Annotated in this window: 17 protein-coding genes and 1 pseudogene; 7 read left to right on the forward strand and 11 right to left on the reverse strand. The window is 38.3% G+C overall.

Annotation, left to right across the window (positions count from 1 at the left end):
• Positions 1-18: 18 nt before the first annotated feature.
• Positions 19-435, reverse strand: coding sequence for a hypothetical protein (locus R5R67_RS15165; protein WP_001060738.1), 417 nt, complete (start codon positions 433-435; stop codon positions 19-21).
• 268 nt (positions 436-703) lie between these two features.
• Between R5R67_RS15165 and R5R67_RS15170 the strand changes: the two genes are divergently transcribed.
• A complete protein-coding gene (locus tag R5R67_RS15170; RefSeq protein ID WP_000941316.1) occupies positions 704-1,192 on the forward strand; it encodes a CinA family protein in 489 nt (162 codons plus the stop codon).
• A gap of 56 nt (positions 1,193-1,248) precedes the next feature.
• Here R5R67_RS15170 and clpB read toward each other — a convergent pair whose 3' ends face one another.
• Positions 1,249-3,828, reverse strand: coding sequence for an ATP-dependent chaperone ClpB (gene clpB, locus R5R67_RS15175; protein WP_001210050.1), 2,580 nt, complete (start codon positions 3,826-3,828; stop codon positions 1,249-1,251).
• 300 nt (positions 3,829-4,128) lie between these two features.
• Here clpB and R5R67_RS15180 point away from each other — a divergent pair, with 300 nt between their 5' ends.
• Positions 4,129-4,935 carry a peptidoglycan DD-metalloendopeptidase family protein gene (locus R5R67_RS15180; RefSeq protein ID WP_001237343.1) on the forward strand — a complete coding sequence of 269 codons (807 nt, stop codon included), beginning with the start codon at positions 4,129-4,131 and terminating at the stop codon, positions 4,933-4,935.
• Here R5R67_RS15180 and R5R67_RS15185 read toward each other — a convergent pair.
• From R5R67_RS15185 to R5R67_RS15195, 3 genes and pseudogenes are all read right to left on the reverse strand, one after another.
• Positions 4,932-5,357: a GNAT family N-acetyltransferase gene (locus R5R67_RS15185; RefSeq protein WP_001026228.1), complete on the reverse strand. Its 426-nt coding sequence runs from the start codon at positions 5,355-5,357 to the stop codon at positions 4,932-4,934. The two genes, R5R67_RS15180 and R5R67_RS15185, sit on opposite strands and share 4 nt — an antisense overlap.
• A 94-nt stretch (positions 5,358-5,451) precedes the next feature.
• Complete coding sequence (locus tag R5R67_RS15190; RefSeq protein ID WP_001195082.1) at positions 5,452-5,874, reverse strand: OsmC family protein; 423 nt, start codon at positions 5,872-5,874, stop codon at positions 5,452-5,454.
• 78 nt (positions 5,875-5,952) lie between these two features.
• Positions 5,953-6,072 (reverse strand): annotated as a pseudogene (locus tag R5R67_RS15195) (hypothetical protein).
• 239 nt (positions 6,073-6,311) lie between these two features.
• Between R5R67_RS15195 and crp the strand changes: the two are divergent.
• Positions 6,312-7,019 carry a cAMP-activated global transcriptional regulator CRP gene (crp, locus tag R5R67_RS15200; protein ID WP_000203217.1) on the forward strand — a complete coding sequence of 236 codons (708 nt, stop codon included), beginning with the start codon at positions 6,312-6,314 and terminating at the stop codon, positions 7,017-7,019.
• 160 nt (positions 7,020-7,179) lie between these two features.
• A complete protein-coding gene (locus R5R67_RS15205) occupies positions 7,180-8,229 on the forward strand; it encodes an NADP(H)-dependent aldo-keto reductase (RefSeq protein WP_001159800.1) in 1,050 nt (349 codons plus the stop codon).
• 58 nt (positions 8,230-8,287) lie between these two features.
• Here the strand turns inward: R5R67_RS15205 and R5R67_RS15210 are convergent, their stop codons facing one another.
• The 6 genes from R5R67_RS15210 to gap form a co-directional block, all read right to left on the reverse strand.
• Entirely contained in the window at positions 8,288-9,067 is a 780-nt protein-coding gene (locus R5R67_RS15210) for a M48 family metallopeptidase (protein ID WP_001034598.1), read from the reverse strand.
• Between the two features lie 116 nt (positions 9,068-9,183).
• Entirely contained in the window at positions 9,184-9,501 is a 318-nt protein-coding gene (locus R5R67_RS15215; RefSeq protein WP_000776215.1) for a hypothetical protein, read from the reverse strand.
• A 122-nt stretch (positions 9,502-9,623) separates the two neighbouring features.
• Positions 9,624-10,943: an adenylosuccinate synthase gene (locus R5R67_RS15220; protein WP_000517792.1), complete on the reverse strand. Its 1,320-nt coding sequence runs from the start codon at positions 10,941-10,943 to the stop codon at positions 9,624-9,626.
• A gap of 64 nt (positions 10,944-11,007) precedes the next feature.
• Positions 11,008-12,174, reverse strand: a complete 1,167-nt coding sequence (locus R5R67_RS15225) for an ATP phosphoribosyltransferase regulatory subunit (protein ID WP_000155680.1) — start codon at positions 12,172-12,174, stop codon at positions 11,008-11,010.
• 183 nt (positions 12,175-12,357) lie between these two features.
• Complete coding sequence (locus tag R5R67_RS15230) at positions 12,358-13,446, reverse strand: hypothetical protein (RefSeq protein WP_000671273.1); 1,089 nt, start codon at positions 13,444-13,446, stop codon at positions 12,358-12,360.
• Between the two features lie 172 nt (positions 13,447-13,618).
• Positions 13,619-14,638 (reverse strand): type I glyceraldehyde-3-phosphate dehydrogenase, encoded by a 1,020-nt coding sequence (gene gap, locus R5R67_RS15235; protein ID WP_001188822.1) that lies wholly within the window; start codon positions 14,636-14,638, stop codon positions 13,619-13,621.
• Positions 14,639-14,907: 269 nt separating this feature from the next.
• Here gap and alaS point away from each other — a divergent pair, with 269 nt between their 5' ends.
• From alaS to R5R67_RS15250, 3 genes are all read left to right on the forward strand, one after another.
• Positions 14,908-17,544: an alanine--tRNA ligase gene (gene alaS / locus R5R67_RS15240; protein WP_000199453.1), complete on the forward strand. Its 2,637-nt coding sequence runs from the start codon at positions 14,908-14,910 to the stop codon at positions 17,542-17,544.
• A 286-nt stretch (positions 17,545-17,830) separates the two neighbouring features.
• Entirely contained in the window at positions 17,831-19,033 is a 1,203-nt protein-coding gene (locus R5R67_RS15245; RefSeq protein WP_135536506.1) for a tyrosine-type recombinase/integrase, read from the forward strand.
• Positions 19,034-19,288: 255 nt separating this feature from the next.
• Positions 19,289-19,836: hypothetical protein (locus R5R67_RS15250; protein ID WP_318754959.1), on the forward strand; the 548-nt coding region annotated here is incomplete at its 3' end.

The raw sequence follows: 19,836 nt of genomic DNA on the forward strand, positions 1-19,836 counted from the left end.
TGAAACAGGAAGTTATCATTACTTCACGGTAATGATAACTTCACCATGTACATTCTTTGACTCAAAATCATAACGCGTAAAACGATCAGCTCTTTCTGGCAGAGCAACCATTTCTAACTTTTTCTTCTCTTTTCCATCAATGACCTGATTTTGCTTTTGTTCTTGATAAGGCGATAACACACTTGTGCGCAGTGAATTCCATCGAACCTGCTGTAAATAGTTATCCCCTAGTGTTTGCCGAACTTGACGTTGCTCTATTTCTGGCTTCTTCGCATCATCTTGAGCTTTTGCAATAATTACGGGTAGAGCTGCCGTTACTGCTCCTGTTTGAGTTGCAAGCGCACTTTCATTCATAGGCTGTGCAGCCCATAGATTCGTCGGTAATACCGCTATACAACTTAAAATTCCCAGCACACACCCTTGCTTATTGTTCATCATGTTCATCCTAAAATTGTTATTGTTTGTTATATCGAATCAAACTAACAAGTTTTTAACCTTGTCGCAATGTTATAAAGAAACTTCCCGATAATTAGCATTGATCATTTTAAAACCTGAAATTCTTCACAGGCTTTTTGTGAATATTCAAATAGTTTTATAGATTTTTATCTTAGACTTGAACCATACCCTTAGATCACTTAACGTGATTTTATAATTTATTTGTAGTTAGATTTATTCATAAATAAACACCATACGAGGTGGAATAATGCTTCAGCAATGCTGTCAGTTATTAGAAGACCGTTTACTTAAAGTTGCATTTATTGAAAGTGCCAGTTCAGGTTACTTAACCAGTCAGTTTTCGATTCATAAAAATAGTGGTGCTGATATTTTACTGGGTGGATTAGTCAGTTATGACCCCAGTATTAAAATCAGTGTTTTAAAAGTTGATCCAAAGTTAATTGAAACCTACACAGCAGAATCGCCACAAGTAACTGAAGAAATGTGCAGGCTTGGTCAAACCCTATTTCAACAAGCTGACATTGTTGTGAGCTGCACAGGTTTATTAAAACCTGGCGGAAGTGAAACCACGGAAAAACCTGTAGGTACTTTCTTTATTTGTATTTCTTATCTAGGACGTATTTATCATTATCATTATTTTTTATCAGGTCATGCCGAACAAAAACTTAAAACTCTCACACAGAAAGTAGCAGATTCAATTATTGCGCTTATATCTTCAAATCAGCATAAAAGTTAAATATAAAAAAAGAGAATATGTTTCCATATTCTCTTTTCGGTTTTAGCAGAAAAAACTTAGCTGAGTTTCAGCTTATCAAACACTAAGTGACCATTTTCGCCTTTAACTAAAATGGTATCACCCGCAACAAAGTCACCTGACAAGATTTTTTGAGCTAGTGTATTTTCAACCTGTTGTTGAATTGCACGTTTCAATGGACGCGCTCCGTATACAGGATCAAAACCAGCGTCAATCAATAAGTCAAATGCACTGTCATCTACAGTTAAACTCATATCACGATCAACAAGTCGTGAGCGTAAGCGGTCCAACTGAATATCGGCAATGCCACGAATCTGTGCTTTTTTGAGTGAATGGAAAATCACCAGCTCATCAATCCGGTTAATAAACTCCGGACGGAAATGCTGACTTACCGCATTCATTACAATAGTACGCACTTCATCATCAGTTGCACCTTCACCAAGTTCACGTACATCTTGTGACCCCAAGTTCGATGTCATCACAATAACCGTGTTTTTAAAGTCCACTACACGACCTTGTGAGTCGGTTAAGCGTCCATCGTCTAATACTTGTAGCAAGATATTGAAGACATCTGGATGCGCTTTTTCAACCTCATCAAACAACACTACGCTATATGGTTTACGGCGAACAGCTTCGGTTAAAACACCGCCCTCTTCGTAACCTACATAACCCGGAGGCGCACCAACTAAACGGCTGACAGAATGTTTCTCCATGAATTCACTCATATCGATACGAATCATGGCATCATCACTGTCAAACAAGAAGTTAGCTAAAGCTTTAGTCAACTCAGTTTTACCAACACCTGTTGGTCCTAAGAACAAGAATGATCCGCTAGGACGATTCGGGTCAGACAAACCGGCACGTGAACGGCGAACAGCATTCGATACCGCAACGACTGCTTCATCTTGCCCTACAACACGGTCATGCAAGAACTCTTCCATATGAAGGAGTTTTTCACGCTCGCCTTGCATCATTTTAGCAACCGGAATACCTGTTGCAGCACTAACGACTTCGGCAATTTCATTTTCAGTTACTTTTGTACGAATGAGTTTTGGCTCTTCGTTTTCTTCAGCAACTTCGTCTTGCTCCAATTGTTTTTGAAGCTCTGGAATTACGCCATATTGCAAACGTGCTGCTTCTGCCAAATCGCCTTCGCGCTGAGCTTTTTCAAAAGCAATACGTGCTTTATCAAGTTCAACCTGAGCTTGTTTAGTGCCTTCTACCAGTGTTTTCTCAGCTTTCCACACTTCTTCCAGATCGTTGTATTCTTTCTCGACTTCAGCGATCTGTTTTTCAAGATGAGTAACTTCGGCCTTACTGCCTGCGTCTTCATCTTTTTTCACCGCTTCCAATTGCATTTTCAACTGGATTAAACGGCGGTCAAGTTTATCAAGTGCTTCTGGCTTAGAATCGATTTCCATCTTAATACGAGAAGCGGCCTCATCAATCAGGTCAATCGCCTTGTCCGGTAATTGACGGTCTGTAATATAACGATGAGACATTTTCGCCGCAGCAATAATCGCTGAGTCTAAAATCTGTACGCCATGGTGAGTCGCATACTTTTCTTTCAAACCACGTAAAATCGCAATGGTATCTTCTACACTTGGTTCATCGACCAGCACTTTTTGGAAACGACGCTCCAAGGCTGCATCTTTTTCAATGTATTGGCGATATTCATCTAAGGTTGTTGCACCCACACAGCGCAACTCACCACGAGCCAACGCAGGTTTTAACATATTACCTGCATCCATCGCGCCGTCACCTTTACCAGCACCAACGAGTGTATGTAACTCGTCAATGAATAAGATGATTTCGCCTTCGTGTTTCGCCAAATCTTTTAAAACAGCTTTTAAACGTTCTTCAAACTCACCACGATACTTAGCACCTGCAAGTAATGAGCCTAAATCTAACGATAAAACACGTTTATTCTTTAAGCCTTCTGGTACTTCACCATTGACAATACGTTGTGCCAAACCTTCAACAATAGCGGTTTTACCTACCCCAGGTTCACCAATGAGTACTGGGTTATTTTTAGTACGGCGTGACAAGACCTGAATGGTACGGCGGATCTCATCATCACGCCCAATCACCGGATCAAGTTTCCCCGATAAAGCCCGCTCGGTTAAATCAATCGTATATTTATTAAGTGAGTCACGTTGGTCTTCGTGATTATTACTCATGACTTTGTCACTACCTCGAATATTTTCAATTACTTTGCGTAAGCTGTCGGGAGTTACACCTACGGCACTTAAAATATTTTTTGTTTCACCAGTTTCTGCCAAGCCCAATAAAACCCAGTCAGTTGACAAAAACTCATCGCCAGCTTTTTGCGCGTATCGATCTGCCAAGTTGAGTGCTTTAACTGCTTCTGGGTTTAAATTGACATCGCCCGTCGGGTTAGCAATAGTCGGAGCATCTTTTAAAGCCTGCTCTAGCTTTTGTTTAAGTTCAGGTAACCGTGCACCTGCTTGTTGCAACAAACTAATATTGGACGGCTCTTCCAATAAAGTACTCAAAATATGAATACCTGCTATAGCTGTATGGTCTTTACCCATCGCTAAGGATTGAGCATCTGAGAGGGCTTGCTGCAAGCGGTTCGTAAATTTTTCAAATCGCATTCTTGTTATTCCTCACAACAAATTCGTACTTGTGTAATAGATGGGAACACTTTTTCGGATTTCAAATAAATTTTTATATATTTTTCATTAAGTTATAAAAAATACTGCGAGTAAAACTCGATTATAATATGGGTTTGTTTTGTATATATTTCAAGTACACTTCGGCTACATTTTATTAAATATCTTGAATATTTATATTTACTCTCATCTATTTTATAGTCTTCACAAAGACTTCATTGAGAATTCCCGAATTAAGAATTAATTTATCTTTCCAATTCCATCCTGTTTTTGAAATTAAAAATGCGCTTAAAACATATTATATTAACAACTTGTCTTTTTAGCTCGACTCTAGCAATGGCGGAGTTACCCCAAGATTCAAGAAGACCCGGTGGTATTGCAGTTATTCCTTTAACTTCGGATATTACTCAGGTCACTTTTCAACACAAACCGGTTTTAATTAGCCAAGAAGGACAGCAGCGTTATGCTGTTTTCGGTATTCCGTTATCTACTCCACTTGGTAGTGTTCAACTCGATACCAATAAAGCCCCTATTCAAATAGAAGTTAAATCCTATCCATATGCTGAGCAACGCCTTAAAGTTACCAATCAAGACTATGTAAATCCCAATCAAAGTCAATTAGACCGTTACGCTCAAGAAGCTAAAGAACAAAATGATGTTTATAGTTCATTTACGCAAAGTTCGTGGCAAGCCTTACCAAAATTTATACGCCCAACTTCGGGTAAATTTACCAATTCTTTTGGAAGAAAACGCTTTTTTAATGGTGAAGAACGTGCTCCACACTCAGGTCTAGACATTCCAGCACCAATAGGCCAAAAAGTAGTTGCTCCAGCAGACGGCGTAGTCGTTCAAACAGGTCATTATTTTTTTAATGGGCAAACTGTATTAATCGATCACGGTCAAGGCTTAATTAGTATGTTTTGTCATTTAAGCGAGATAAAAGTAGAAAAAGGCCAACATATTCGTCAAGGGGAAACTTTAGGTCTCGTCGGTAAAACAGGACGTGTCACAGGCCCCCATTTACATTGGGGAATGAGCCTTAACAATGCACGGGTAGACCCTCAACTTTTTTTAAATACGACTCATTAATTTAAAACTTTACGAAAGTACTTTGGCGCTTCGACATAGCCTTCTCTTAGGTAAAATTGATGTGCCAAAGGTCTTTGTATCCCCGAATGAAGTTCCATTCGGTCACAACCACGTTGCTTCGCTAACCGTTCTGCTTCTTGTACAAGCAAATGCCCCACTCCTTTACTACGCATCTTCTCGTCAACACATAGATAACATATTTTGGCAAAGTCACCTTGTAAGGCAATTTGTGGAATAAAATAAAGCGATAAAACTCCATACACTTTTAAATCGTCAGCTGCGACCAACATAATCGCATTAGGATCTTTACTTAGTATTTGAAATTGTTCCTGAACCACTTTTAAAGGCTGTGAATATCCCATTTGTTTAAGTAAATAACATATGGTCTCGGTATCTTCCCATTGTGCTAAACGGATATTCACTTAACTCTCTCCTTTTATTTTTTAATTATTCTTATCATAAAAAAAGCCAACATGACTGTTAGCTTTTTTATTTTTTAGGCATTCACAAATAAAATTATGCTGCTTCAATAATCTCAAAATCGTGAGTAATTTCTACGCCACCATCTGAAAGCATTTTACTTGCTGAACAATATTTCTCAGCTGATAGCTCTACTGCTTTTGCGACCTGTTTTTCTTTTACAGCTTTACCTGTCACTACAAAGTGTAAATGGATCTTGGTGAAAACTGCCGGAATTGCATCTGCTCTCTCAGCTTTAAGCTGACATACGACATTCGTCACATCTTGACGTGATTTCTTTAAAATAGTCACAATATCAAACGAAGCACACCCACCAAGTCCCATTAATATCAACTCCATAGGACGTGGTCCACGGTTTTCACCACCGTACTCAGGTGAGCCATCCATCACTACACTATGACCGCTCTCTGATTTCGCTTCAAAAGCAACATTCTCTAGCCAATGTACACTTGTTTGCATTGCAACTACCCAAAAAAAATTATAAATTTAAGCAGGGTCTGTTGACATTTCATCTATGGATTGCGTAATAGCTAAAAATTAATCCAAATAAAACGCAAAACACAGACAAGGGCAATCCTTTGTCCAGTTTTGTAATAAAGTTTGTTAAATTTCAGCCGGAATCTGAGGTGCAATTAAAGCATCTTTGATGCAGCGCAAGGCCAGATTTTTGTTCGTTTCGTTGTTAAGCTCTATTGATTTAGAATGACTAAATTCCATAGTTCTTGCTTCGTAACGTCCAGAAAAATTGTCTTATGTCGCAACCATCTGTGAAATGTCAACAGACCCTTGTTTTGTACACTAACATAAAATGAGTTGATAAGGAATTTCATCTCTTCTGTGTAATAGCTCATCTCGAGCTTGTGTGAATTGTTTACCCTATTCGGAACATATCAAGCATGACTTCAAATTTTTCACAACTCAGCACAGATGCTTTATCTCCGGGGCAACTACCTGAATCCGTTAAAGCATTGTTAAAACGTGCTCACATCAACAGATATCCAAAACGAACCACAATTGTTGATGCCGGAACAGAGTCAAAATCTTTATATTTAATTTTAAAAGGCTCAGTTTCAATTATTTTACGTGAAGACGATGAACGTGAAATTGTTGTGGCATATTTGAATCCTGGTGACTTCTTTGGGGAAATGGGGCTTTTCGAACCGAACCCTCAACGTACAGCTGAAGTTCGTACCCGTGATGTCTGTGAAATTGCAGAAATTTCATATGACAACTTCCACGAACTGAGCAAACAGTATCCAGATCTCAGCTATGCCGTTTTCGCACAACTCGTTCGTCGTTTAAAAAATACAACTCGTAAAATGACCGATCTTGCATTTATTGATGTGTCAGGTCGTATTGCGCGTTGCTTAATCGATCTATCTTCACAACCAGAAGCAATGATCTTGCCGAATGGCCGTCAAATTCGTATTACTCGACAAGAGATTGGACGCATTGTCGGGTGTTCACGAGAAATGGTTGGCCGTGTATTAAAGACCTTAGAAGATCAAGGTATGATTCAAACTGACGGTAAAGCTATTCTAATTTTTGATACTTCATTAGAAGAAACCCCAGTCACTGACGAAGACTACGATGACGAAGAATAATTACTCGTAATTATTGAATAAAGAGCAAACTTCGGTTTGCTTTTTTTATATGCAACAATGAGTTAATACACAAAGCTTACAAACTATTCTGTTTTTATGATTTAAGTTGAATACATATTCTCCGTTAGGCTAACTTAAAATTTCTTAAGGATTTCGCAGTATGCAATTTAAACCACTTGGTCACACTGGCATTAACCTTCCTGAAATTTGCTTAGGTACCATGACATTTGGTGAGCAAAATACTCAACAAGAAGCTTTCGAACAACTCAATTACGCTTTAGAACACGGTTTATATTTTTGGGATACGGCAGAGATGTATTCCGTGCCTCCTAAGCCAGAAACATATGGAGCAACCGAAACCATCTTAGGCAATTGGTTTGCACAGCATGGTCAGCGCGATAAAGTATTCCTTGCTTCAAAAATTGCAGGTCCCGGCTTTGGTGGAACACATATTCGAGACGGCCATACCAAGTTTAATAGTGAACATATTTCACAAGCGATTGATGGCTCTCTCAAACGCTTAAAAACTGATTATATTGATCTTTATCAATTACATTGGCCTGAACGCCATACCAACTTCTTTGGAACGCTCGCTTATGGTAATCAGCAAGCCCAAAATGATTACGATACTACTCCCTTAGAAGAAACATTACTCGCTCTCCAAAAAGAGATTAATCGAGGCCGCATTCGTTATATCGGCTTATCTAATGAAACACCGTGGGGCACCATGAAGTTCCTTCAGCTTGCCGAAAATTTAGGTGTGAGTAAATTTGTGAGTGTGCAAAACCCGTATAGTCTGCTTAATCGCACCTATGAAATCGGTATGTCAGAAATTGCCAAATATGAGGGTGTAGGTTTACTTGCATACTCTCCTCTTGCTTTTGGTTATTTAACTGGCAAATTTAGAAATGGGGCTCGACCAGCCAATGCCCGCGTTACACTTTTCCCTCGCTTTAGCAGATACAGCAACCCGCAAAGTGAATGGGCAACTGAACAATATGCACAGCTTGCTGAAAAGCATGGTTTAAGCCTGACTCAATTGGCTCTGGCTTTTATTAAGCAGCAATTTTTTGTGACGAGTACAATTATTGGTGCAACCAATTTAGATCAGCTCAAAGAAAATATCCAAGCTTTTGAAATCGAGCTTTCACCGGAGATTTTACAAGGCATTGAGGCTATTCATATACAACAGCCTAATCCTGCTCCTTAAAAACAAAAACGGATGCTCAAGCATCCGTTTTTAACATCAGTTCTATAAGTGTTAAAACTTACTTACGACCATTATAAATAGCTAATGCCGCAGGTAAATTCTTACGCATGTCATTAATACGTTGAGCGTTTGATGGGTGAGTAGACAAGAAAGATGATCCACTGCCTTCAAGCTTGTTCATTTTTTCCCAAAGCGTAATCGCTGCATTTGGGTTATAACCTGCACGCGCCATTAGCATTAAACCACCTTGGTCAGCACGGCTTTCCAAACTACGAGAATATGGCAGACCCACACCTACTTGCGTGCCTAACTGAGCCGCAGCCGCGCCTAGTTGACTCACATTACCACCATTAATCTGACTTAAACCAATATTTAACGCTAAATCAGTTAAAGCTTGAGCGCCAATTTTACTTTTTGCATGCTCTTCCAAGGCGTGAGTCATTTCATGGCCCATAACTGCTGCAATTTCAGCATCAGTCAAGTTCAGTTTATTTACAATACCTGTATAAAACACTACCTTGCCACCAGGTGCAACGTAAGCATTAATCGTATCTGACTTCAATACAGCCAATTGCCAACTAAATGGCTGGCCTGTCTGATTCATTTGATTCGCATAAGGTTTTAAACGGTTAAAAACCGCATTAATACGGTTATAGGTACTTGAACTTGTATCTAAAGCACCTTTACCACGCGCTTCCTGCACCATTTTATTGAAACTTTGCGCAGATTGAGCATTTAAGGTTGCGGTATCTGCACCTGCCATATCAGCCATTGTGGCACAACCAGAAATTGTTACTGCACCTGCTGCGCACAAGCTTAGAACGAACTTTTTATTCATTAACATGGGTCACCTAAATCGTCAAAAAACTGTTTATTCTTTTGCACTTATTATAAGAAATACCACTCACGCTTTAAATCTCTCATTTCTTCACGATCATAGTATTTATGTAACGGTCAATTAGATAAAGTCATCAAATAAATCCAGAATATTAAACATATTATGTTTAAACCAAGATAAACGTGACTTAAAGTCTTAACTTTCTCTTCAAGATTAGGATTTTTCCTCTTCCAGAGTAAATAACTGTTTTGTATGAGAACAACAGGAATGAGGACACAAGCAATCAGGACAGAAAGACTCATAAATGCCGTCATAAAGAAGTCCGGATTATAATTTTGACCATAAATAATCAGCATTGCTAATGTGGGTGAACCACCTATAGCAAATAAAAAAGAATAAAAAATGGTTTTCGAAATAGTGGGTTGCAGCTTCATCCTGAGCCTATGATTCCTGATCTATATATCATGTTTTAATCTGAATCGAACCAAACCAAAACTGCACTTTAGTAGGGTATAAAAAAAGCCCCCTTTTAGGAGGCTATTTTTATCTTTGCGAATTACGCAGAGAATGGATGACGTAAAATGATTGTTTCTGCTCGGTCTGGACCAGTTGAAACGATATCAATCGGACATTCGATTAATTGTTCAATACGTTTTACATAAGCCAAAGCATTTGCAGGTAATTGGTCAATGCTCGTTAAACCAACAGTTGACTCGCTCCAACCTGGCATAGTTTCATAAATTGGTTTCAAGCATTCGAAAGAAACCGCATCAGAAGAACCTACACAACCTGAATCTGTATTTTCATAACCTACACAGATTTTCACTTCTTCTAAACCATCTAAAACGTCAAGTTTAGTTAAGCAAATACCTGAAAGTGAGTTTACATCTACAGAACGGCGTAAGATTTCAGCATCAAACCAACCACAACGACGTTGACGACCAGTAGAAGCACCGAACTCATGACCCACAGTACCCAAATGTTTACCAATTGGGTCACCAGAATCACTTGCAGCATCGTAAACCAATTCAGTTGGGAACGGACCAGCACCTACACGTGTTGTATAAGCTTTCGTAATACCTAATACATAATCAAGATGTAAAGGACCCATACCTGAACCAGAACTTACACCACCAGCAGTTGTATTTGAGCTGGTAACATACGGATAAGTACCGTGGTCGATGTCTAGAAGTGAACCTTGAGCGCCTTCAAACATTACAGCCTTACCTTCTTTGCGGTAGTCATGTAATACTTTAGTTACGTCAATCACTAATGGAGCAAGAACTTCACGCCATTGGTTGCAAAGAGCCAATACGTCTTCAAATTTAACCGCTTCTACACCGTAGAACTGAGTCAATTGGAAGTTATGTAACTCTAGCATTTCGGCTAGTTTTTCTTCTAACGCTGCACCACCACGAACAAGGTCAGCAACACGCACTGCACGGCGCGCAACTTTATCTTCGTACGCAGGACCGATACCACGACCTGTAGTACCGATTTTAGCGTTACCACGTTTCTTTTCACGTGCCTGATCAAGAGCAATGTGGTTAGGCAAAATAAGTGGACAGTTTGGAGAAATGCGTAGACGCTCCTTAACCGGAACACCCTCAGCTTCCAAAATTCCCATTTCTTCAATTAATGCTGCTGGTGAAAGCACCACGCCATTGCCAATTAAGCACAATACGTTTTCACGTAAAATGCCTGATGGAATGAGGTGTAATACAGTCTTTTTACCACCTACGACAAGAGTATGACCTGCGTTATGTCCGCCTTGATAACGTACTACCGCAGCCGCCTGATCTGTGAGCAGGTCGACGATTTTACCTTTACCTTCGTCGCCCCATTGGGTACCAAGTACCACAACATTTTTGCCCATAATAGCCTCATTACATCATGCTGTTAAAATTGGAAACCATCAGTAAAAAACTTACTGCTGGCGTTTAAATCTTTTCAATATTCCATTGTCCGTTTTGCAATACCAATTGATGTGTTGCATAAGGAATAGAACTTAAATCATCATTACCTAACAATTGAACTACACGTAAACCCTCTGAACGCGCATTCGCAATTGCTTTAAGTAAATCAGCTTCTGTACCTTTAGGCGCCACTACAGTTTCGATTTCGGCAAACTGGTTCGCACCTAAAGCATATAAATCACAACTAAAACCGGTAGCCGGACGTGCACGACCGAAGTGTTCCCCAATACCATCATAACGGCCGCCTTGTGCTAAAGGTGCGGCACGATTTGGTGCATAAACTGCATACATCAAACCAGTGTGGTAGTGGTAACTGCGAAGTTCAACCACGTCAATTCCAACATTAAGTGCTGGCCAACGGTTTTTAATCTGTTCGAGAGTGGTTTTAAGTGCATTTAATGCAGCATCAAATTCAGCATCTTTTAAAATATCTGCACTTAAATGCGCTTGTAAGGCATCTAAATCACTTGCATAACGGCCAAGTGCATAGAAATCTGAACCCATATTTAAATTTTGGGTAAATTCAGCTAACTCAGGTAATGCTTTTCTTTGATAAAGATCAGATAACTCATGCTCTTCATTTTTAGAAAGACCAGCATATTTTACTAAGCTACGAAATAGGCCTACATGCCCTAAGTCTAAATGTGCGCCTTGCAAAGTATAGGCATTTTCAATCAAACCCAGCATCACATCGACCATTTCGACATCAGCTTCAATACTATCATGTCCATATAACTCTGCGCCTAATTGTAAAGGTGCGCGAGTCGCATTGAAATTTTGTGGTTTTGTATGTAATACAGTCCCTGCGTAACAGTAACGTGCAACACCTTCAACAGGTCTTACATGTGCATCAATACGTGCAACTTGCGGTGTCATATCAGCACGGATACCGAGTAAACGGCCTGAAAGCTGGTCAATCACCTTAAAAGTTACTAAATCCAGGTCTTGATTTGATTCTGATAATGAAGACAACGATTCGATGTATTCGATAAATGGTGTATATACCAGTTGATAACCTCGTACTGCGAGGAAATCTATAGCTTCACGGCGAAGTTTTTCAATGACTTGCGCCTGTTCCGGCAATACATCTGCTACCCCGTCAGGCAGCAACCATGTCTCTGAAATGGTCATATTTCAAGCCTAAAATCTGATCAACGTGGAACGACCCCACATAAAAAAATCGGGAACACACCCGATTTCTCTTAGTGTAGCATGATACTTTGTGCCATGCACCTGACAATTTGCATAAATCTTTCTTAATAAACTCTAAAGTCAAAAAGTAGACTCTATGAATTAAAAATAATATTCAAAGACTTATTGTTTTTGACTTCTATTATCAATAAAAGTTCTTAGTCCAAAGAATGGGGCAATAACTGAACTATCACCCGGTTTCCAATTAACCAAATTTAACTTTTGAATAGCTTGAGCTGCTTGAGTGTTAAAAGCAAAGCAACCTTTTTCAAGATCTGCAATTTTTAACTTCTGTTTTAAAGCAATTAATGAGTGTACGCTATTAAGCGGGTTGTCATCTGTCGAATAAAGATGTGACTTCTCAAAAGCCAAACTTTTATCAGCATTCCATAAGCTGCTTGATACAAAATCAATAGTAGCAGACTGATCATTATTATTTCCTAATGTGCTTTGGACATCACCATTTTCTAGGTTTTCTAAAACAACTAAGTTATAACCATACCTCTGCGAATTTATAAGCCTAAAATACTTTTTATCTAGGCCTAGGTTATTATATCTTTCGATAATTGACTTTTTTCTCTCACTAAATGAAGGATTTGTATTAAAACTAGAAATATATGAAATATAAGATTGATTCCATTGAGACTCTTTTAGACGATAACAGTAACTATTTTTTGGGAACCTAACATTCTTATAGTTTTGATAGAAGTCAATTAAATTTTTATCAAGTTGATTATTAAGGCTCGTTTCTAAATTATTATATTCTTTATAGCCTGGCAATACACGATCAAAGATGTTTTCTCCATCTAATTTTACAATCTCAAATTTTAAATTTTGTTTTAGATTAGGGATTCTCTCATAAGACCAACTGCTAGGAGTTAACCTTTTCACGATATTCGTTTGTAAGGTCCCTTTATTTAAAACTTTCTGCTCAGTTAAAAGTTCAGTTTCTAATGGCTGATTATGTGACTTTGCAAAGAAAATCTCATTATTCTTAATTGAATATGGCGTAATTTCAAAAAAGTCACTATAGATACCTGAAGAAATATCCGAAGGTTGATAATAAACTTTATAAATAGTGTCTTCTTTTTCTAAATTACTTTCAGCTTGATCATTTGTATTTTGATCTGAGCCTTCACCACTACAAGCAGTTAAAATAAGAGTAGATGTAATAATTAAAAATCCACTTATTCTTTTTAAGTTAAACTTCATATGAACTCTATATTTAAAATTTTAATGTTTGCAAATCATACAAATAGATATAATTTTGTACAACACAAATATTTATAATTTTAAATTATTTTTAACTTTTATTACCCAGAATTAATAACTATAAAAAAGGATGTTAATTTAACATCCTTAATTAATTAGTTTTGTATAGTATTTAAAAGGAATCACACAAATCTAATAAACGATTTGCATAGCCCCATTCATTATCATACCAAGCAAATACTTTGGCTTGATGTCCAACAACCATGGTCTGAGTTAAATCAACAATAAGTGAATAAGGCGAATGATTAAAATCACTTGAAACTAATGGTTCATCTGTTACAGCCATAATTTCTGCATAATCTGTTTGAGATGCTTTAATTAGCAATTCATTAATATGATGAACCGTAATTGGAGATTGCGCGATAAACGTTAAATCAATTGCCGCTACATTAATGGTAGGTACCCGAATTGAGTAACCATCAATACGGTCTTCCATTTTTGGCATCACACGCTTTAAAGCACCAAGCGCACTAGAAGTAGTCGGGATAATGTTTTGCCCAGAAGCTCGAGCACGACGCAAATCACGATGCGCATGATCAAGCACAGACTGATCTGCTGTTACCGCATGAATTTCCGTCATAAGCGCTGTTTCTATGCCAAATGCATCATCAATGATTTTAACCAGTGGAACTAAAGCCTGTGTCGTACATGACACACTCGATATAATCTGATCAGTCGCTTTCACATCAGCATGGTTAACACCATAAACAATTGCAGCATCAACATGATCAAAAGGCGCAGCGCCAATAATGACCCTTTTAGCCCCTGCTTCTAAATGGCGGGTAGCATCAGCATGGGAGCGGAATAAACCTGTACACTCAAGTACAACATCAATTTTTAAACTTGCCCACGGTAAAAGTTCCGGCTGTTTTTGCTGCAAAACTTCAACCTTTAAGAGTCTCTGGTTAGATTGAATATTTAAATAAATCTTTTCATTTTCAATGGTGATATCAACTTTGCCATTAAAACGACCATGCGTTGAGTCATATTTGAATAAATGTACCAGTGTATGTACATCTGCTATATCGTTAATCGCCACGATTTCAAAATGAAATTGTTTCGGGCTCTCAAACCAGGCACGTAAAACATTACGTCCAATCCGGCCAAACCCATTAATGGCGATACGTTGCATGACCTATCCTTATCTACAAAACGAGAAGCGAAAGAAGGCATATAGTAAAACACGTCATGGCTAATTGAATATAGATTTTTAGCCAAATCACAGTTTTGTAAGATATTCCCTCTAAAATCGTTGGTTCGGTGGGGTTTTTCCGTTACAATTTAGCGTTTTTTAAAAATAAGCCCCGTATCACATGCGAGTTTTGTGAACAAATAAACTTGTGGTGATGCTTTTAGCCAAATTCGAAAATATGGAGTGACTTGGTTGTGAGTACTCGTTTAATGACATCTGCTGAAATTCGTGAAGCATTTTTGCGCTACTTTGAAACGCAAGGGCATACACGTGTTGCATCGAGTTCTCTTGTTCCTGCCAACGACCCAACTTTATTATTTACAAATGCTGGGATGAACCAGTTTAAAGACTGTTTTTTAGGTCTTGAAAAACGTGATTATGTACGTGCAACAACCTCACAAAAATGTGTACGCGCAGGCGGTAAACATAACGATTTAGATAATGTTGGTTATACAGCTCGTCACCATACATTCTTTGAAATGTTGGGTAACTTCTCATTTGGTGACTATTTCAAACGTGATGCTCTCAAGTTCGCATGGGAATTTTTAACTAGCGAACAATGGCTTGCTTTACCGAAAGATAAACTTTATGTCACGGTTTACCATACTGATGACGAAGCTTATGACATCTGGAATAAAGAAATCGGCCTAGCACCAGAACGTATTATCCGTATTGGTGATAACAAAGGCGAAAAATACGCATCAGATAACTTCTGGGCAATGGGTGATACAGGTCCTTGCGGTCCATGTTCAGAAATTTTCTTCGACCACGGTGAACACATTTGGGGTGGTTTACCTGGTTCACCTGAAGAAGACGGTGACCGTTTCATTGAAATCTGGAACAACGTTTTCATGCAGTTTAACCGTACTGCTGATGGCGTACTTCACCCACTCCCTGCTCCATCTGTAGATACAGGTATGGGCTTAGAGCGTATTTCTGCCGTATTGCAACATGTTAATTCAAACTATGACATTGACCTGTTCCAACACTTATTAAAAGCTGCTGCAAACATCATTGGTATTGAAGATGAAGGTCAGCCTTCTTTACGTGTAGTTGCAGACCATGCCCGCTCTTGCTGCTTCTTAATTGCTGATGGTGTAAACCCAAGTAATGAAGGACGTGGTTATGTATTACGTCGTATTATCCGCCGTGCTGTCCGTCACGGTAACAAGCTTGGCGCAACAGGTACGTTCTTCTACAAAATGTTGCAACCATTAATTGAAGTAATGGGACAGGCTTATCCTGAGTTAGAAGCTCGCCGTGAAGTCATTGAAGCAACCTTAATTCGTGAAGAAGAACAGTTTGCTAAAACCTTAGAGCAAGGTTTAAAACTTCTTGAAGGTGAACTTGCTCAGTTAAAAGATAAAACTATTCCGGGTGCGACTGTATTTAAACTTTACGACACTTACGGTTTCCCAACAGATTTAACTGCTGATATTGCACGTGAACGTGGCTTTATTATTGATGAAGCAGGTTTTGAAGTTGAAATGGCTGCACAGCGTCAACGTGCGCGTGATGCTGGTAAATTTGCTGTTGACTATAACAACATTGTAAAAGTTGAAGGCGAAACTCAATTCGACGGTTATACCAACACAACCGGTCAAGGCCAGATTGTAGCGATCTATAAAGATGGCGTACAAGTTGATGAAGTTTCTGAAGGCGACGAAGCACTTATAGTTTTAAACCAAACTCCTTTCTATGCTGAAAGCGGTGGTCAGATTGGTGATACTGGTATCTTCAAAAACGAAACAGGTATTTTTGAAGTTCAGGATACGAAAAAGTCTGGTGGTGCCTTTGTTCATCAAGGTATTGTGACTGTTGGTAACCTTAAAACCAATCAAAATGTAGAAGCGATTGTTAAAGCAGACATTCGTGAAGCTACTGCGCGTAACCACTCAGCAACTCACTTGTTGCATGCTGCCCTTCGTCAAATTTTAGGTTCGCATGTACAACAAAAAGGCTCTTTGGTTGCAAGTGATATCTTACGTTTTGACTTTGCAAATGACCAACCTGTGTCATTTGAACAACTACAACAAGTTGAACGTCTCGTAAATGCTGAAATCATTGCAAATACTGCCGTAACAACTGAACTACTCGACATTGAAACTGCGAAAGCAAAAGGTGCAATGATGTTGTTCGGTGAAAAATACGGTGATGAAGTTCGTGTGCTCTCTATGGGCTCTGTCATTGACGAGAAAAACTTCTCAATCGAACTTTGTGGCGGTATTCACGTAAAACGTACAGGTGATATTGGTTTATTCAAAATCACTTCTGAAGGTGGTGTAGCTGCCGGCGTACGTCGTATTGAAGCAGTGACCGGTACTAAAGCATTAGAAGTAGTACAAAAAGCTGATCATGATATCCAGCACATTAATAGCTTATTAAAAGCACAGAAAGACCAAACGGTTGAGCGTGTACAAGCTAATGTAGAATTGGTTTCTGCATTACAAAAGCAGATTGAACAACTCAACCAAAAATTGGCAAACTTCCAAGCGGCTGATTTGATTGACCAAGTTCAAACTATTGCTGGTCGTCAAACGCTTATTACTACTGTTCAGGGTGTTGATGCCAAAGCGCTTCGCAACTTACATGACAGTGTAAAATCAAAATTAGAGAACGCAGTGATTGTGTTAGCAGGTGTAGAGGGTGACAAAGTCAGCCTGCTTGCATCAGTCGCGTCGCAATACACTGCAAATCTAAAAGCAGGTGACATCATCAAACATCTAGCGACCGAGTTAGGTGGTAAAGGTGGTGGTAAACCTGACTTAGCACAAGGTGGCGCGCCACTTAACGAGAAGTTTGGACAAGTTATGGCAGCATTACCTGCTTGGCTTGAACAAAAATAAGACTTCACTTTTTGTGTAACTGACCCTGACAAGCCTCTCAGGGTCATGGCTTATATGGAACAACTATGGCATTAATCGTTCAAAAGAATTAATGCCATTTAGCCACTCTAAGACACACCAAGACAAAAACAACAATAAAAGCCTTATTTCTCAATATTTCCCTCGTTTTTAATATAGACATACTAAGACATTTTAGGACAGAATAAGTCTCATTAATTATGTACACATTGGTGTACATATTTGTACTTACCTCTCGCTCAACTAAAATTATGTACACAGGTGGACTATGGCTTTAACTGAAGTGTGGCTGAAAGCTAATAACGGCAAGGCACGTGATAAAGTTGAAGAAATAGCAGATCGGGATTCAATGAGTGTCAGAGTCTCACCTAAAGGTAAAATTGTTTTTCAGCTTCGGTATCGTTTTGCTGGAAAAGCTGAACGTTTAGACCTTGGTACCTACCCTCATATCTCTCTCAAAGATGCACGTGTAAAAGCTAGTGAAATGCGTTCACTATTAGATAAGGGAATGAATCCTAAAGTTGAGGTTCGTGTACAGCAGCAAAAATACATCGATGCAAGTACATTTGAAGATGTCTTTAATGATTGGTATGAAAGTTATTGTCTAAAGAAGAAAACATCTGCCCAGCAAATTAAGAATACTTTTGAGCAGCATGTAATACCTGAAATCGGTGATTTACCAGTTGATAGAATTACTTTGCAACAATGGTTAGCTTTACTTGAAGAACTAGCTAATGAAGTACCTTCTATTGCAGATCGAGTTTTAACGAATGCAAAACAGGTCCTTAAGTGGGCTAAAAAGAGACAATTACTTGAGGTAAATGTTTTATCTGACATCTATGCCAAGGAAGATTTGGGAATTGAGCGAAATAGAGGAACCAGATTTCTTTCTGATGAAGAAATTAAAATGGTATGGCTGGCTATTGAAGAGTCAAATATTCTGCCTAAAAACAAAATTTTCTTAAAATTATGTTTAATGTTTGGTTGTAGAAATGGCGAACTCAGAAAAGCCAAAAAGACTGATTTCGATTTAAATAGAAAGGTCTGGATTGTTCCTGTAGTAAACAATAAGACCGGCAAAAAAACTGGTCGTGAAATCATTCGCCCTATTTTGCCTGAAATGGAGGCATTAATTGTCGAAGCTTTCGACTATAGCTCATGTGAGTATTTCTTAACGAATGATAGTGAAGAAACACCTATGAGTCATGGATCATCTAATTCATTACCTGGTTACTTGATGGAGCGACTCAGAAGACATCATGACTATCATATGAAGCATTGGTCATTGCACGATCTACGAAGAACTGCTCGTACTAATTTCAGTGCATTTACATCGCGTGATGTAGCACAGCTCATGATTGGGCATGTTATGTCTGGCGAACAAGGCACATATGATTATTATGAGTACCTACCCCAGCAAACGGAAGCATATGCAAAATGGGTAGAAAAAATTAAATTACTTACTAAATAATTGAGAATTAAGAAATGAAAGATTGGGTCTACTTTTATATCGAGCACACAATTAAGTATGGGGAACCCTTCTATAAGGAAATAGGTTGGTCATTGTGTTTAAATAATAATTATATAGTTATGAGTATGATACGAAGCTAAAGGTAAATCGTTAAGTCATCTTTATTTAGAATTTGATTATTAGTTAGATGTCTCAGAAAAATACTATTTTGATGAACATTACCATATAGAGAAATAATTAATAGAAGTTCATGATATGAAAACGAAAGATTTAATTGGAAATGTTGTTGCCGTTTCATTCGTGTCATTATTGTTTATATTTGCACTAACATGGATTATTTTTGACTTTAATGGCTCGTCAAGCTCTTTAAAAGATACTTGGTCTATTGTAGGTTCTGTTTTTGGTGGTATTACTACCTTAGCAGCGGCTTACATCGCATACTCTTTGTATGATGACTGGGTAAAGCCACATAATTTAAGCATCGAAACTGAACATAAAAAGGATATTTTAAAGATAATACGTAAAATTTCACCCTTAGAACATAAGTATGATGGATTAATTAGCAAATACCTTCTGTATCCCGATCAACCTGATAGAACCATTCCTATTGAGATAAATGAATCAGATTTAAGTGAATTTATAAATAATGTTAATGAACTACTTGGTTTACTACATGAACTTTATTTTATTACTAAAGATGAAAAGATTTCTAACATTACAAATCAGTACTTTAATTATGCACAACTATACGGATTTATCCTAAGCAAATCGGAATATCTTTATAAAAATGGAAACAAGGAAGA

The organism is Acinetobacter sp. OYA S30, from assembly GCF_033599315.1.
Classification (GTDB): Bacteria; Pseudomonadota; Gammaproteobacteria; order Pseudomonadales; family Moraxellaceae; genus Acinetobacter; species Acinetobacter baumannii.